The sequence below is a fragment of the Novosphingobium sp. 1529 genome (genome assembly GCF_040544855.1).
Taxonomy (GTDB): Bacteria; Pseudomonadota; Alphaproteobacteria; order Sphingomonadales; family Sphingomonadaceae; genus Novosphingobium; species Novosphingobium capsulatum.
On record NZ_JBEPKW010000001.1, the window covers coordinates 207,543 to 222,851 of the forward strand.

General features: G+C 66.8%; 13 protein-coding genes. 5 read left to right on the plus strand and 8 right to left on the minus strand.

The genetic code is table 11. The annotated features are described in order from the left end of the window. Positions 1-55: 55 nt before the first annotated feature. From ABIC78_RS00950 to ABIC78_RS00970, 5 genes are all read right to left on the minus strand, one after another. Positions 56-1,297, minus strand: a complete 1,242-nt coding sequence (locus tag ABIC78_RS00950; protein ID WP_354487306.1) for an NAD(P)/FAD-dependent oxidoreductase — start codon at positions 1,295-1,297, stop codon at positions 56-58. 83 nt (positions 1,298-1,380) lie between these two features. Next, a complete protein-coding gene (locus tag ABIC78_RS00955) occupies positions 1,381-6,114 on the minus strand; it encodes an NAD-glutamate dehydrogenase domain-containing protein (RefSeq protein WP_354487308.1) in 4,734 nt (1,577 codons plus the stop codon). Positions 6,115-6,286: 172 nt separating this feature from the next. Then, complete coding sequence (locus tag ABIC78_RS00960) at positions 6,287-7,282, minus strand: LLM class flavin-dependent oxidoreductase (RefSeq protein WP_168351994.1); 996 nt, start codon at positions 7,280-7,282, stop codon at positions 6,287-6,289. Next, positions 7,279-8,193, minus strand: coding sequence for a tetratricopeptide repeat protein (locus ABIC78_RS00965; protein WP_169049339.1), 915 nt, complete (start codon positions 8,191-8,193; stop codon positions 7,279-7,281). Before ABIC78_RS00965 ends, ABIC78_RS00960 begins: the two co-directional genes overlap by 4 nt. Before the next feature lie 16 nt (positions 8,194-8,209). Next, entirely contained in the window at positions 8,210-8,956 is a 747-nt protein-coding gene (locus ABIC78_RS00970; RefSeq protein ID WP_169041528.1) for an alpha/beta fold hydrolase, read from the minus strand. A 53-nt stretch (positions 8,957-9,009) separates the two neighbouring features. Here ABIC78_RS00970 and erpA point away from each other — a divergent pair, with 53 nt between their 5' ends. The 5 genes from erpA to ABIC78_RS00995 all read left to right on the plus strand — a co-directional run bounded on the left by erpA (position 9,010) and on the right by ABIC78_RS00995 (position 11,654). Beyond that, positions 9,010-9,369: a HesB/IscA family protein gene (gene erpA / locus ABIC78_RS00975; protein ID WP_502915598.1), complete on the plus strand. Its 360-nt coding sequence runs from the start codon at positions 9,010-9,012 to the stop codon at positions 9,367-9,369. Then, positions 9,366-10,166 carry an exodeoxyribonuclease III gene (gene xth, locus ABIC78_RS00980; protein ID WP_062783363.1) on the plus strand — a complete coding sequence of 267 codons (801 nt, stop codon included), beginning with the start codon at positions 9,366-9,368 and terminating at the stop codon, positions 10,164-10,166. The genes erpA and xth overlap by 4 nt, the downstream gene beginning before the upstream one ends. Before the next feature lie 142 nt (positions 10,167-10,308). Then, positions 10,309-10,461: a hypothetical protein gene (locus ABIC78_RS00985; RefSeq protein WP_022674523.1), complete on the plus strand. Its 153-nt coding sequence runs from the start codon at positions 10,309-10,311 to the stop codon at positions 10,459-10,461. Then, positions 10,458-11,153 (plus strand): peptide-methionine (S)-S-oxide reductase MsrA, encoded by a 696-nt coding sequence (gene msrA, locus ABIC78_RS00990; RefSeq protein WP_233250985.1) that lies wholly within the window; start codon positions 10,458-10,460, stop codon positions 11,151-11,153. Before ABIC78_RS00985 ends, msrA begins: the two co-directional genes overlap by 4 nt. A 36-nt stretch (positions 11,154-11,189) precedes the next feature. Then, on the plus strand, positions 11,190-11,654 hold the full coding sequence (locus ABIC78_RS00995; RefSeq protein ID WP_022674521.1) for a Fur family transcriptional regulator: 465 nt from the start codon (positions 11,190-11,192) through the stop codon (positions 11,652-11,654). A 207-nt stretch (positions 11,655-11,861) separates the two neighbouring features. Here ABIC78_RS00995 and ppa read toward each other — a convergent pair whose 3' ends face one another. The 3 genes from ppa to ABIC78_RS01010 all read right to left on the minus strand — a co-directional run bounded on the left by ppa (position 11,862) and on the right by ABIC78_RS01010 (position 15,245). Beyond that, entirely contained in the window at positions 11,862-12,416 is a 555-nt protein-coding gene (gene ppa, locus ABIC78_RS01000) for an inorganic diphosphatase (protein WP_062783366.1), read from the minus strand. Between the two features lie 121 nt (positions 12,417-12,537). Further along, a complete protein-coding gene (locus ABIC78_RS01005; protein WP_354487313.1) occupies positions 12,538-13,215 on the minus strand; it encodes a DUF1345 domain-containing protein in 678 nt (225 codons plus the stop codon). Beyond that, positions 13,215-15,245 carry a M61 family metallopeptidase gene (locus ABIC78_RS01010; RefSeq protein ID WP_354487315.1) on the minus strand — a complete coding sequence of 677 codons (2,031 nt, stop codon included), beginning with the start codon at positions 15,243-15,245 and terminating at the stop codon, positions 13,215-13,217. Before ABIC78_RS01010 ends, ABIC78_RS01005 begins: the two co-directional genes overlap by 1 nt. Positions 15,246-15,309: the final 64 nt, after the last annotated feature.

The window sequence follows — 15,309 nt, forward strand, 5'->3', positions numbered from 1 at the left end:
CCAAGGAAACCACAGTTTCTCTTTGTGCCTTCGTGGCTTCGTGTGAATGACGTTCTTATAGCATGTCCTTGAGCGGCACGCTGGCATCGGCCAGGCGCTCTGCCGCGATCGGCGAACGCGCTTCCACCAGTTTCTTGCCCTGGACATAGTCCTTGACCATGTTCACGCAATCGAGCGCGATCACCTTGCCCTGCTTGAGATAGACCACCGAAAAGCTGCGCGTGGCCGGATCGCCGCGCAGCACGGCGAGATCATGGCCGGTCGACAGGCCCACGGTCTGCAGGCGCAAGTCATACTGGTTGGACCAGAACCACGGCGTGGCCTTGTACGGCACCAGCGTGCCACAGATCGCCTTGGCGGCCGTGGTCGCCTGGTCGTTGGCATTCTGCACCGATTCCAGGCGGATCACCGCGCCATCGGCAAAATCGTTGGCATGGGCGGCGCAATCGCCGATCGCATAGATATGCGGCAGCGACGTGCGGCAATATTCGTCCACGTCCACCCCGTTGCCACCGGCGGCGCCAGCGGCCAGCAGCGGGCCAACCTGGGGAATGATGCCGATACCCACGATCACCAGATCGGCCGGCAGCACATGGCCATCGGCCAGGCGCACGCTGGTCACCTTGGTGCCATCGCCTTCCAGGCAATCGACCGCCACTTCGGTGCGCAGGTCAACGCCATGGGCGCGGTGCTCGTCCTGGTAAAAGGTGGACAGCGCCTCTCCGGCCACGCGCGCCAGCACGCGGGGCAAGGCTTCCAGCAGGGTGACATGGCAGCCCAGCTTGGTCAGCACCGCGGCTGCTTCCAGCCCGATATAGCCGCCGCCGATCACCACCGCACGCTTGGCCCCGGCGTCGAGCTCGGCCATCAGGCGATCGGCATCGGCGCGGGTGCGCACGCCGTGCACGCCGGCCAGATCGTGCCCGGCGCAGGACAGGCGCCGCGCGTCGCCGCCGGTGGCCCAGATCAGGTTGCCATAGCTGAGCGTGGCGCCATCGGCGGTGCGCAGGCTGCGCGCCTCGGGATCGACTGCGACCACTTCGTGGCCCAGCGCCATTTCCACGCCCTTGTCCTGCCAAAAAGCGCCAGGGCGGATCATGATCCGCTCGAACGTCTTGTCGCGGGCCAGGTATTCCTTGGACAGCGGCGGGCGTTCATAGGGCAATTCGGGCTCGCGACCGATCACCAGGATCGATCCCTCAAAGCCGTTCTGCCGCAGGGCAATGGCCGCCTGCGCGCCGCCATGGCCTGCGCCGACGATCACCACATCTGCAAAACCGGCCTCGAATGTACCCATGAAGTCCTCCTCTCGCGTGGGGAGGAGGGTTGTGGACAAATGGTGCGGCGCGTCAAGCGCGCCGCACCATTAATTTACGTCATTCAACGCAGCAGCAGGCTGCGCGCCTGGCTGGCGATCTGGGCCAGCATGGCCGGGGTTACCGCTGCGGTTGCCTGGGCGCGGGCGATCAGGCTGCGCAGCTGGCGCACCGGATCGGCCTTGGCCTTGAGCCACTGATGCGCGCTGGCGTCGGGATTGCTGCCGCCCATGCGGCGCAGGAATTCCATGCGCATCTGCTGGAAATCGCGGGCAAGGCCAGCCACCAGCAGGCGCTCCCACGGATCGGACGGGTTCATCCGCGCGGCCGTCTGCTGGGCCCAGTCGATCCCGAGGTTGGCCCCCAGATCGGCAAAGGCGCCGGTCAGCACCACGGCATCCACATCCAGCTCGTCGGCCAGATGCGCCAGGCCGATGGCGCCATCCAGATCGAACAGATGCACCACGCGTTCGGCCACGTCCTGCGGCGTGCCCGCATCGGTCAGTTCCTGGCCTAGCCGCCGCGCCTGCGCCTGCGCTTCGCCGCGCAGCAGCTCGGCCGTGGTATGCGAAAGCCGGCCCACCCCGCCACACAGATCCTCGATCAAGGCGTCGGGCTTGAGCGTGCCATGGCACGAGCGCAGCACATCGGCGATGTGGCCACGCAGGGCCTGCGCTGTGCGTTCGAACAGCGACAGGCGCAGCGCCTCGCCCATCGGCGCGGTATCGAGCAGGGCCCAGGTTTCCGCCAGGCCGAGCAGGCGCTCTGCCGCCACGAATGCGGCCGCCACCTGGGCCAGGGTCATCCCTTCTTCTTCGGCCAGCTCGAACGGGTGCACCGGGCCAAGCCGATTGACGATGCGGTTGGCCAGCTTGGTCGCGATGATTTCGCGGCGCAGGCGGTGGTGCACGATATCGGTCTCGAAGGTCTCGCGCATCGCGGCGGGGAAGGCGCCGAGCAGTTCTTCTTCCAGCACCGGATCATCTACCACCGGGCTTTCTTCCAGCGCGCGCTGCAAGACCAGCTTGGTCGACGAGACCAGCACGGCCAGTTCGGGCCGGGTCAGACCCATGCCGGCCGCCGCGCGGCGGGCATAGTCATCGGACGGCGCCAGCCCTTCGGTCTTGCGATCAAGGTCGCCGCTTTCCTCCAGCACGTCGATCAGCCGGGTCAGCGCCGGCACGGCCTGCGTGCCGCCCCGCTCGGCGATGGACAGGCCCAGCGCCTGCAGGCGGTTGTCCTCCAGCACCAGGTGCGCCACCGCGTCGGTCATGCTGGAAAGCAGGGCGACGCGGCCATCCTCGTCCAGGCGGCCGGCGCGCTTGGCACTGGCCAGCGCGATCTTGATGTTGACCTCGTTGTCCGAACAATCGACGCCGGCCGAATTGTCGATGAAGTCGGTGTTCACGCGGCCACCATGCAGGGCATATTCGATGCGCGCGGCCTGGGTCATGCCCAGGTTGGCGCCTTCGCCGATCACGCGCGCGCGCACTTCGTTGGCCGAAATGCGATAGGCATCGTTGGCCGGATCGCCGACGTTGACGTTGGCCTCGCTCGATGCCTTGAGATAGGTGCCGATGCCGCCAAACCACAGCAGGTCCACCGGCGCCTGGAGGATCAGCGCGATCAGCGTGTCGGGATCGAGTTCATCCACCGCCACGCCCAGGATCGTCTGGACCTGCGGGCTGAGCGGGATCGCCTTGAGGCTGCGCGGAAACACGCCGCCGCCTTCCGAGATCAGACTCTTGTCATAATCGTCCCAGCTGGACCGGGGCAGCGCGAACATGCGCGCGCGCTCTTCCCAGCTCTTGGCCGGATTGGGATCGGGATCGAGGAACACGTGGCGATGATCGAACGCCGCCACGATCTTGAGCGACTTGGACAAGAGCATGCCGTTGCCGAACACGTCGCCCGACATGTCGCCCACGCCCACCACGCGCACCGGGTCGGTCTGCACATCGACGCCCAGTTCCAGGAAGTGGCGCTGAACCGACAGCCAGGCACCCTTGGCGGTAATGCCCATCGCCTTGTGGTCATAGCCCTTGGAACCGCCGCTGGCGAAGGCGTCGTCCAGCCAGAAGTTGCGCTCGGCCGCGATCGCATTGGCCACGTCGGAAAACGTCGCCGTGCCCTTGTCTGCGGCGACCACGAAATAGGGGTCTTCGCCGTCGCGGATCAGCACGCCTTCGGGATGGACCACGGCGCCATCGACGATGTTGTCGGTGATCGACAGCAGCGTGCGGATGAACACCTGATAGCTCGTCTTGCCCTCGGCCAGCCAGGCTTCGCGCTCGCGCACGGGATCGGGCAACTGCTTGGGATAAAAGCCGCCTTTGGCCCCGGTCGGCACGATCACCGCGTTCTTCACGCGCTGCGCCTTCATCAGGCCGAGGATTTCGGTGCGGAAATCATCGCGGCGGTCAGACCAGCGCAGGCCACCGCGCGCCACTGGCCCGGCGCGCAGGTGAATGCCTTCCACCCGCGGCGAATAGACAAAGATTTCGCGCCACGGCACCGGCTTGGGCAGGCCGGGCACCAGCGCCGAATCGATCTTGAAAGCCACGGCCTCGGCCGCTGCCGGGGCAAAGGCGTTGGTGCGCAGGATCGCCTCGACCAGCGCGCGGAAGCTGCGCAGCAGGCGGTCGTCGTTGATCGCGGCGACCTGGCCCAGGCCAGTGCGGATCTGCTCGGCCGCAGCTTCGCCGCCGTGCTTGCGGTCACCGGCAAAGGCGGGATCATGGCGGGCGCGGAAGAAGCCGATGAGGCCGCGCGTCACGTCAGGCGCGTTCTTGAGCGCATCGACCACGGTGGCGATGCCAAAGGTCATGCCGGCCTGACGCAGATAGCGATACCAGGCGCGCAGCCAGTTGGCCTCGGTCGCGGTCAGGCCCACGGCCACGATCAGGCGATTGAACGCATCGTCCTCGGCCACGCCGTTGAGCACGGCGGCCAGCGATTCCTCGATCGCCGTCGCGCGCGCCAGCAGCGCCTCGGGCGTGGTATCGGCGGGGTGGGCAACCAGGAAATCGTGGATGAAGCCCAGCTTGCCATGGTCGAGCGCGGTGGGCACTTCTTCCAGCGCGCGAAAGCCGAAGTTTTCCAGCACCGGCACGGCATCGGACAGCACGATCGCGCCTTCGCGCTGATAGAGCTTGAGCCGCAGGGCCGATTCGCCGCTCAGCCGGTGCAACCGCACGGCGCGACGTGGCGCGTCGTCAGCGGTCAGCGCGCGTAGCACGCGGATATCGCCGGCGGCCTCTGCCGCGCCATAGCCGGCGCGATAGCCCACCGGGAACGCCGTGGCATAGCGCGAGGCGATCGCGGCGGCGCGGGTCGGTTCCTCGGTCTTGGCCAGTTCGGCTTCCACCGCCGCTTCCCAGCCGCGCACCAGGGTCTGGAATGCGGCGTCGAGCGCTGCTTCGTCGATCCCTTCGCCGTCGTCGGCAAGGGTGTCTTCCTCGCCGCGCATGTCGATGGCAAAGCGGGTCAGCGCCAGGGTGCTCCCTTCCACCTGCAGGCTCCAGTCGAGCACCTGGCCGCCGGTGGCCTGCTCCAGCATCTGCGCGACCTGTTCACGCACTTGCGTCGATTGGCTGTCACGCGGCTGCCAGACGAATGCATAGAGATGCCGCTCCAGCGGCGCGCGCACCAGCGCCAGGCGTGGGCGCGGGCGATCGACCAGCACCATCATGGTGGTGGCGATGCGTTCCAGATCGGCATCGGAAAAGCTGATCAGCAGATCGTGCGGCAGCGCCGTCAGCGCATGGACCAGCGCCTTGCCGGCGTGGCCGGCCGGATCGAAGCCCAGCTTCTTCATCAGCGTATCGAGCTGGCTGCGCATGCGCGGCACGCGATCGGGCGTGGCGGCCAGGGCAGAGCTGGTCCATACCCCGGCGTGAACCGACAGCGCGGTGATCCTGCCACCTTCGCTCACCGGCACCAGGAACAGGTCGAGCGGCACCTGGCGGTGCACCAGGGCAATGCGGTTGGCCTTGACGATCAGCGGGATGCGTACCGCGTCTTCGCCGCGCGTGCCGATCTTGTCGAACCAGGCAAAGGCACGGGCATAGGATGCGTCGGACAACAGCGGCGCATCGGTGGCGCGGCAGATGCCCAGCGCCTCGGTCACCGTGCCATCGCGGTGGCGGGTGACGTGGCCCAGCTGGGTCAACATGCCATCGGCCAGCCAGCGCAGCAGCGCGGCGCCTTCGGAATCGGGCAGGCCGCGCGCATCGTGTTGCATCAGGCCCTGCATCTGCGGCCAATCGGCCACCGCGGCGTGGACATCGGCCAGCGTCGCGCTCAGCGCGGCGGCCAGCTCGCGGCGGGCCTTGGCATCGGCCCGCTCGGTTTCCAGGTAGATCATCGATTCGCGCAGCTCGCCGATCGCCTCGCCGCTCGGCAGGTCGATCAGCGCGCCATGCGGATCGCGCCGCACCGCCAGCACGGGGTGCAGCAGCTTTTCGATGGTCAAGCCCTGCGCGGTGATCGTCGCCGCGATCGAATCCACCAGGAACGGCATGTCGTCGTTGATCACGGCAATGCGCAGTGCGCGCTGCCCGCCCATCGATTCGATCGCCACGGCGGCATCAGGCCCCTGGCGCAGGGCGGCGGTGGCCAGGGTGAAGCGAGCCGCCTCGGTCAGGCGCTCCCCAGTAAAGTCCGCCTCGTCGCCGGGTAGCAGGGCGCCGGCCAGGCGCGCAGCCAGGGCTGAAACCAGATGCTCGGCATCGGGCCCGCCCCCGCCTGCCCCGGCTGAGGGCGTGACTGGGGCATTGGGATCAATCGTGCTCGCCATGGCGTTCGCTTCCTGCATTCCCGGGCGGGTCGGGTTCATATGCCCGCCGTTTCGTTATCGTTGGCTGGGTGGTAACGAATGAAACCTGAATTGAAAACCGCCGCTCTGACGTCGCGGGGTCGGAAACCGCTGGTGATGGCATGAAAGCCTCACCATCGCCCTCATCTGCCCCTTAGGTGTTCGCCGCAGCCGGCGTCAGCGCATCCATGGTGAGCCTGAGCGAGCGGCGGCGCAAGGCCGGATCGAACGTGGCCCCGGCCACGATCAGCTCATCGGCGCCGGTGCGGTGTTGAAAGGCTTCCAGCCCGGCGCGCACCGTGGCGGGGCTGCCGATCGCGCTCACCTGCCGGAAATGGTCGAGCGTCGCCAGTTGCGGGCCGGCCAGCGTCTCGCGATAGCCGGCGATTGGCGGCGGCAGGCGCCCGGGATCGCCGCTGCGCAGCCGCACGAACGACTGGTCCTGGCTGCTCGCCAGGAACTGCGCCTCTTCATCGCTGGGCGCGCAGAGCACGTTGATGGCCGCCATGACATAGGGCTGTTCGAGGCTGGCAGAAGGCTGGAACCGCTCGCGATAGAGCTTGATCGCACCGTCGAGATGATCGGGCGCAAAGTGGCTGGCAAAGGCATAGGGCAGGCCCAGCATGGCGGCCAGTTGCGCGCCGAACAGGCTCGACCCCAGGATCCACAGATCGACCGGGGCGCCATGGCCGGGCGTGGCAGCCAGTGGCAGGCGCGCATCGCCGGCAAACTGGGCCTGGAGTTCCACCACGTCGGCCGGGAAATCCTCGGCCGCGCGGTTCACATCCTTGCGCAGCGCGCGCACGATGCGCTGGTCGGCACCGGGCGCGCGGCCCAGCCCCAGATCGATGCGGCCGGGATAGAGCGCATCGAGCGCGCCGAACTGTTCGGCAATCACCAGCGGGTTGTGGTTGGGCAGCATGATGCCGCCGGCGCCCAGCCGGATGGTCTGGGTGTGGTGCCCCACATGGGCCAGCACGACCGAGACCGCTGCCCCGGCAATGCCGGGCATGCCATGGTGTTCGGCCACCCAATAACGGTGATAGCCGGCCTCTTCGGCGGCCTTGGCCAGCAGCGCGGCATCGGCCATGGCCTGGGGGATGGTGCCGCCCTCGATCACCGGCACCAGATCGAGAACGGACAGCTTCATCGGGTAATTTCCTCATCCTGGCCCGGCTTGGGCGGAACGGGACTGGATGTGGGGGCCGCGCCGATCTGTTCAAGGTAGCCACGCGCCACGCGGGCCTCGTCGCTGGCGGGAGACATCGCCACTACCGATTGCCATGATTGCTTTGCGGCATCCTCGCGGTTGCCCAGCATGGCGATCACGCCGGCTTCCACGCCCACGGCGGGATCGCGCGGGGACAGGCGCGCGGCCTCTTCGATATCGTGCTGGGCGGCAGCCAGGTTCTTGTCGCGACGATAGAGCGTGGCCGACAGCAGCCAGCCTTCGGCATTCTGCGGCGCCAGTTCGTGCGACTTCGTGAGCGCGGCCATGGCGTCGGCATTGCGGTTGAGCGCCACCAGGGCGCGGGCACGGTCATCCTGGATCGCGGCCAGGGCCAGGTTGTCGGCAAAGCCGTGCACCACGGTGGCGCGGTCCAGCCAGGTCAAGGCATCCTGTGGCTTGCCAGCGGCCAGCGCAGCATTGCCGGCCATCGCCATCAGCGGCACCGCGCCCACCGCCTGGGCTTCGGGGATCAGGCCCACGGCATCGCCAAACGCCGCCACGGCGCCATCGAAATCGCCCTGCTGGCTCAGCATCATGCCCAGGCACTGGTTGGCGCGCACGCGTTCCGACGGCAGCTTCACCTCGTCCAGCCAATGCCGCGCCAGGCTGATCGCCAGGTCGGGATTGCTGCGCCCCACGGTCAGGCAGTCGGCCAGGCGATCGTGCTTTTCCGGGGCCGGCTCGGCCTCATTCCCGCTGGCGGCATTGCGGCGGCGGCCGGGCGTGGGCAGTGCGCCGAACTCCATCGGCCGGGGATTGGGCCCAACCTGATGCGCCACCGGCGCGGGCAGGGCGGGAGAGACAAGCAGGGCGGCAGCGGCCAGGAGCATGGGGGGGGGTATCGCTCTATTCGGACAGAAGCTGGGTCAGCGTGGCGAGCAGCACGGCAATGTCCTGCGGCCGCGACAGGCGGTGGTCGCCGTCCTTGATCAGGTGCACCTGCACATCGGCTGAACGCAGCGCCGCGGCGAGGCGCAGCGAGATGTTCCACGGCACATCGGCATCGGCCTGGCCATGGATCAGGCGCACCGCGCCATCGAATGGAACGGTGTCGTTCAATTGCAGCAAGGCCTGCCCATCGGCCCAGAACGCGGCATGGGTGGGCGTGGGTTCTGGGCCATAGGGATTGTCTTCAAGGATCGTCTCGCCCGCCGCCAGCGCGGCCTGCTGATCGGCATCATAGCCCCAGGTGGTGAAATCGGGGGCAGCGGCCAGGCCCACCAACGCGCGCGCCTTGGTGCCGAGTGCCTGCGCCACCAGCAGCATGAGCCAGCCGCCCATGCTCGAGCCGATCAGCACGACCGCATCCAGGTCGTGCGCCGCGATCAGCGCCACGACCTCGTCACGCCAGCGCGACAGCGTGCCTTGGGCAAATTCGCCTTCCGACAGGCCACAGCCGGAATAATCGAGCAGCAGGCAGGCACGCCCCTGCGCCACCGCCCAGTCCATCACGGCCTGGGCCTTTCCCCCGGCCATGTCGGACATGTAGCCGGGCAGGAACACCAGCGTCGGGCCTGTGCCAGGCACGAAGCGGGTGGCCAGGCGCAGGCCGTGCGGGCCGGGGATGAAGCGAGGGGGCAGCGGTGTGGTCATGGGCCTCGTGCTACCGATAGCGGGCGGCATATGTCCACAGGCACTTGAGCGGCATGCCTGCCGCGCCTATCTCGCAAGGCATGAGCCAGCCCTCCATCATCCTCGCCCCCTCGGCCGCCGCGCGCGTGGCCACGATCGCCGCCAAGCAGGCCAAGCCCGCGATCCTGCGCCTGGCCGTGGAAGGGGGCGGCTGTTCGGGCTTTCAGTATCGCTTTGGCCTGGCCGAGGCGGTGGAGGCAGACGATACCGTGGTGGAAACCGATGGCGTGCGCCTGGTGGTCGATGCGATGAGCCTCGATCTGGTTGGCGGGGCGACAGTCGATTATGTCGAATCGCTGGGTGGCGCGGCTTTTCGTGTGACCAATCCCAATGCCGCATCGGGCTGTGGCTGCGGCGCGAGTTTCTCGGTGTGAGCACCGCGCCCGCGCATACCCCGCTCAAGCTGGCCAGCTTCAACATCAACGGCATCAAGGCGCGCCTGCCGCGCCTGCTCGAATGGCTGGAGGAAACCCGGCCGCACGTGGCCTGCCTGCAGGAAATCAAGACGCAGGACGAAGGCTTTCCGGCGGCCGAGTTCGAGAAGATCGGCTATCACGCCATCTGGCACGGCCAGAAGGGCTTCAATGGCGTGGCGATCCTGGCCGACGGGCAAAAGCCGGTGGAAGTGCAGCGCGGCCTGGCCGGAGAGCCGGAGGACGAGCATTCCCGCTATCTCGAGGCCGATGTGTTCGGCGTGCGCGTGGTGTGCATCTACCTGCCCAACGGCAATCCCCAGCCTGGCCCCAAGTTCGATTACAAGCTGCGCTGGATGGACCGCCTGCACGCGCGCATGGACCAGATCTGGGCCGAGGAAGTGCCCGCCGCGATCCTGGGCGATTACAACGTGATCCCGCGTGAGAACGATATCTGGGACACGCGCGCCATGGCCGATGACGCGCTGATGCAGCCGCAATCGCGCGATGCCTATCACCGCCTGCTCGGCGCCGGCTGGACCGACGCGATCGGCCTGCACCATCCGCAGGGCGGCGTGTGGACGTTCTGGGACTATCAGGCCGGTGCCTGGCAGCGCGACCACGGCTTTCGCATCGATCACGCCCTGCTCAGCCCTGAACTGGCCGATCGGCTGGTGTCGGCCGGCGTCGACAAGGCCTATCGCGGGCGGGAAAAGGCCAGCGACCACGCCCCGGTGTGGGTGACCCTGCGGCCCTGATCCGCGCTGGGTTCACGCCGTTCGTCGAACAATATGCACGGTTGGGCAGTGATTTTCTGCCCTATGGCCGATTTGGCACTAGGGCAAACGTCGCTTCTGTGCTAAGTAGCATTTTGAAACTGATTATTGCCGGAACTTCAACATGGGTTTGCTTCGCAAAGACTTCTTCCGTTCGCTCCTAGTTGGCTTCGCTATCGGCGCCGTCGGCATGGGCTTTACGGTGTTCAACGCGGCCCATGTTTTCGCACCGGTTGCGGCGGCATCTGCCGCGCCGACCGTGGGGTCTGAGCAGTGAGCGCGCGCCGCTTTCTGGCATGGCCGGGGGCGGCATTTCCCGCACTGCTGGCGCTGGCCCTGTCGGCCTGCCTGCAACCCGCCCACGCCGATGCGCCGGTCAAGGCGCCGGCTGCGGTGATCCCTGCCCATGAAACCCCCGGCCTCAAGACCGCGGTCTTTGCGGGTGGCTGCTACTGGGGGATGGAGGCAGTGTTCAGCCACCTGGTCGGCGTGACCAGCGTGGTGTCAGGCTTCGAGGGCGGCCGCGCTGCCGATGCCGATTACGAGACGGTGAGCACCGGCACGACCGGCCATGCCGAATCGATCCGCGTGACCTATGACCCAGCGCGCATCCGCTATGACCAGCTGCTCCAGGTCTTTTTCGGCGTGGCGAGCGATCCCACCCAGCTTGACCGGCAGGAACCGGATGTCGGCCCGCAATACCGCAACGCGCTGGTGCCGATCGGGCCGGAACAGGCCCGCGTGGCGCGTGCCTATGTGGCGCAGCTCAAGGCGCTCAAGCTGTGGCGCCAGCCGATCGTGACGCGCATCGAGCCGTGGCGCGGCTTCTATCCCGGCCCCGCCGAGCATCAGGACTTTGCCTTCCGCAATCCGCGCCATCCCTATATCCTGCGCTGGGACGTGGCGCGGGTGGATGCATTGCACCGCACGTTCCCGCAGTGGTGGAAGCCCGATTTCACGCAGCACTGATTTGCAACTGCGTGGGCAAATGCCTATCTCTGGGATATGGGTTCCCACCTTCATCATGACTATGCCGGCGAAGGCCTGGTTTCTGCCGCGCGCGAGGCGCTGACCGTTTCTGGCGAGCAGTGGACCGACATGCGCGCCGATGTCTTTGCCGCGCTCGCCGCACAGGAACGCCCGGCCTCGGCCTATGACATTGCCGAAAGCGTGGGGCAGCGCCGGGGCAAGCGCGTGGCCGCCAACAGCGTCTATCGCATCCTCGACCTGTTCGTGCGCACCAACCTGGCGCGCCGGGTGGAAAGCGCCAATGCCTACGTCGCCAACAGCCACCCCGGCTGCCGTCACGATTGCATCTTCCTGATCTGCGATGCCTGTGGCCAGGTGACCCACATCGACAACGACAGCCTCACCGGCCACTTGCGCGAAGCCGCCCGCGACGCCGGCTTTGCTGACGTGCGCCCGGTGGTGGAAATCCGCGGCCGCTGCCAGGCCTGCGCTGCGGCTTGAGGCATCGGTAATTCGACGGCTGGCGTGGGACCCCGGGTCAAGCCCGGGGTGACGAAAATATAGTTGGCGTAAAAACTTATCGTCACCCCGGACTTGATCCGGGGTCCCGCTGATGGGCGGAAAATGTCGCGCAGCCGAAAACGAAAAGAGGCCAGGGTCGGTGCTGACCCTGGCCTCTTGTTCATGCCGCTGGCGCGGAAGCGCGGCTTATTCGGCTGCGGCCTTGGCGGCCTTGGCTTCGTTGTAGCGGACAATGGCTTCGGTGGTGATGCGGCGGGCATCGTCGGCGCCGCCCCAGGTGCCCACGCGCACCCACTTTTCCTTTTCCAGATCCTTGTAGTGGGTAAAGAAGTGCTCGATCTGCTTGAGCACGATCTCGGGCAGGTGATCCTTTTCCAGCACTTCGGTGTAGTACGGGAAGGTCGAATCCACCGGCACGCAGACCAGCTTTTCGTCGCCGCCCTGTTCGTCTTCCAGGTTCAGCACCGCGATCGGGCGGGCGCGCACGACGCAACCCGGAATGAACGGCGAACGCGCGATCACCAGCGCATCGAGCGGGTCACCATCGGGCGAGAGGGTGTGCGGCACGAAGCCGTAGTTGGCCGGATAGCGCATCGGCGTGTGCAGGATGCGATCGACGAACAGCGCGCCCGAATCCTTGTCGAATTCATACTTCACCGGCTCGCCGCCAACCGGCACTTCGATGACCACGTTGAGGCTTTCGGGCGGATTGTCCCCGGTGGGGATAAGGTCGATGCGCATCGGTTCTGTCTTGCCTTGGTTCAGGCCCGCGCGGGCCGGTTGTTGTTCGCAGTACGAGGGGCTCTAGCGCCGTGGCTGTTGCGCCGCAACAATACTTGTGATCGATAGCCCGCCGCTTTGGTTAACCCGCGCCCAGCGCGTTGATGGTGAAAGCGATCACGCCGATGTTGAAAACGAACGCGGCAAACGAATGCAGCGTGACGATGCGGCGGATCCGGCCCGACGTGATCCCGGTGTCCGAAGTCTGGAACGTCATGCCCAAGGTGAAGGAAAAATAGGCGAAATCGAAGTAGTCGGGCGTGTCGGTGCCGGGAAAGTCCAGCCCGCCGCGATCGCGCCCGTTGCTCTCATCGCGGGTATAGTAAAGATGGGCGTAGTGCAGCCCATAGACCGTGTTGGCAAAAAGCCAGGTCAGCATCAGCGTACCGATCAGCCGCAGCTTGGCCAGCGAATCGCCATGGGCGGCGCGGGGCAGTTCGCCGGCGATCGATGCCATCACCACTGCGGTCAGGACCGTGGTGATGCACAGCACCAGCACGCGGTTGGCATCGTTGTCCACCGCGCTTTGCCGCATCGTATCGGCATCGGCACAGCGCAGCAGTGGCACCAGCGACAACAGGAACGCCAGCGCCGCAAAATCAAAGCCCATGGCCAGCGAATCGGCCAGTTCGCCACTGTTGCGGGTGAGGGGATGCCACAACCACCACGCCCCGGTGCCGCCCATCAGCAGCACCAGGAACAGGATGAAGCGAGGTGGGGCCAGGCGGCCCAGATGCAGGCTTGGCCTGGCCCCTGACATCACTTGGCCGCCTTGCCGGACTTGCCGACGGGCAGCTTGCTGGCATGGGGCGCCAGCAGCTTGTCCAGACCGGTCGGTGCCGTTCCGGGCGCAGCGCGCACCAGCCAGGGCCAGCGCAGGCCATCGGCATAGGTGATCGGCAGCGTGACAAAGCGATCGTCACGCTTGACCAGCAGTTCGATCGGGCGGCCGGCGCCGGGGTTGCCGGTCTTGGCATTGGTGATCGCGGCCTTGAGCTTGTCGGCGTCATAGGCGTCGCCGTTCACGGCCATCACCTGCATGCCCGAAACCAGCCCCGCCTTGAACGCCGGGCCATCCCAGCGCGAGGCGGTAACCTTGCCGTCCTTGTCGAGCGTCACGCCCAGCGAGTTGAACAGGCTGAGCACCTTGGCATCGGCCATGCGCGCCTTGTCATAGGGATTGGGCTCGTCCTTGAATTCCAGCTTGTAGCCACCGCGCTCGATCCCGCCGAGCGGCACCGGCTGGCCCGGCGTCTGCAGGCGGGTCTTGAGGAACGTGGCCCAGTCATAGGGATAGACGCCGTTGAGGGTCTTGACCACGTCATCGAATTCATAGGTCAGCACGCCCCAATCGCCGTCGCGCACGCCAAAGAACGCCTTGGCGAAATCATCCAGGCCCTTCTTGCCGGCGGTGCCATCGCGGATGATCTGGTCCGCTTCCAGCCACACCAGCGCGCCTTCGGTGTAATAGTCCTCGTTGCGGGTAAGCGAGGAATAGGGCTTGGGCTTGCGGGCGGCGAAGATGGGATCCATCGTCGTGTCTTCCACCGAGCGCCAGTCGCGCCCGGCGGTCTGGGTGAACGTGCCGGCATAGTTGGCGAGGCTGCCCAGCACCACGTCCTTGCTCTGCACGCCCGAGCGCGCGGCCAGGACCAGGCCCCAGAACTGCGTCTGCCCTTCATAGACCCACAGCAGGTTGTCCTGCATCGGCTGGCGATAGTCGGGCGTCCACAGCTTGGCCGAGCGGCGAAACTTGCCATCCCAGCTGTGGCTGAATTCGTGGGCGATCACGTTGCGGTCCCAGTCATAGGCGGCCCAGTCGGTCAGGCTCTTGGGTTCCTGCTGGTTCTCGCTGGAACGGTGGTGTTCCAGGCCGATGCTGCCCATGCGATCGGTCAGCGCGAGCAGGAAATCGTAGTGATCGAAATGGCGCGCGCCGAATGCGCCCACGGCTTCGTCGGCCAGGTTGCGATAGGCGGCGAGGTTTTCCGGCTTGATCGCCAGCAGCTCGGGCTTGTCGGCGACCAGGTCGAAATAGACGTTGTGGCCCAGATCGTGGCGCGCGGCATAGAGACCGGCAAAGATCGGCGAATCGACCAGGGTTTCATAGTCGGTTTCGGCCCAGGTCACGGTATTGCCGCTGCCGCTCTGCGTCTTGCCATCCAGCGCGGTGAACACGGTCCAGCCCTGCGGGAAGCTGACAGTGGGACGCACCTTGATCTGCCGCACATAGTGACCGGCGGGATAGAGGCTCATCTTCTCCCACTGCACGTTGAGCATTTCGCGCGTAACGGTGATGCGGCCTTCGCTGTCGCGCAGCGGCGAGGTGTGGATGAAGCGGGCCACCACTTCGCTGGTGCCGGCGGGCAGGGGGATGTGGAACGCGTTCACTTCCACCGGGTCGCGGGTCCAGGCCAGCTTCTGGCCCTTGGCTTCAAAGGTGATGCCGGCCAGCTCGGCCACGGGGCCGCGATTGCCATGCTCACCGGGCAGCCAGGCCGGCAGTTGCAGGATCAGTTCCTTGGCATCGGCCGCCACCGGCACGGTTTCCACCACCCGGAACGCCCCGGTGGCCAGGTCGGTGGCGTCGATCTGCAGTCCGATCGTGCCGGGATAGGGCACGTCCTGCGCATCGGGCACCCCATGGGCGATCGGCACGGCCATGGGGCGGCTGTTGCTCGCCGGCTGCACCTGCGCCAGCGCGGGCTGCGCCAGGATCAGGGTGGCAAGTGCCAGGGTGGACGTGGAAAGGGCGGAAAGCAGGCCAATGCCTTGGGGGGTTTTGCGCATGGCGCCTTTCATGCCGCCAAGCGGTCTCATCTGCAACGGCCAGATGGGCACAATACGCGGCGGA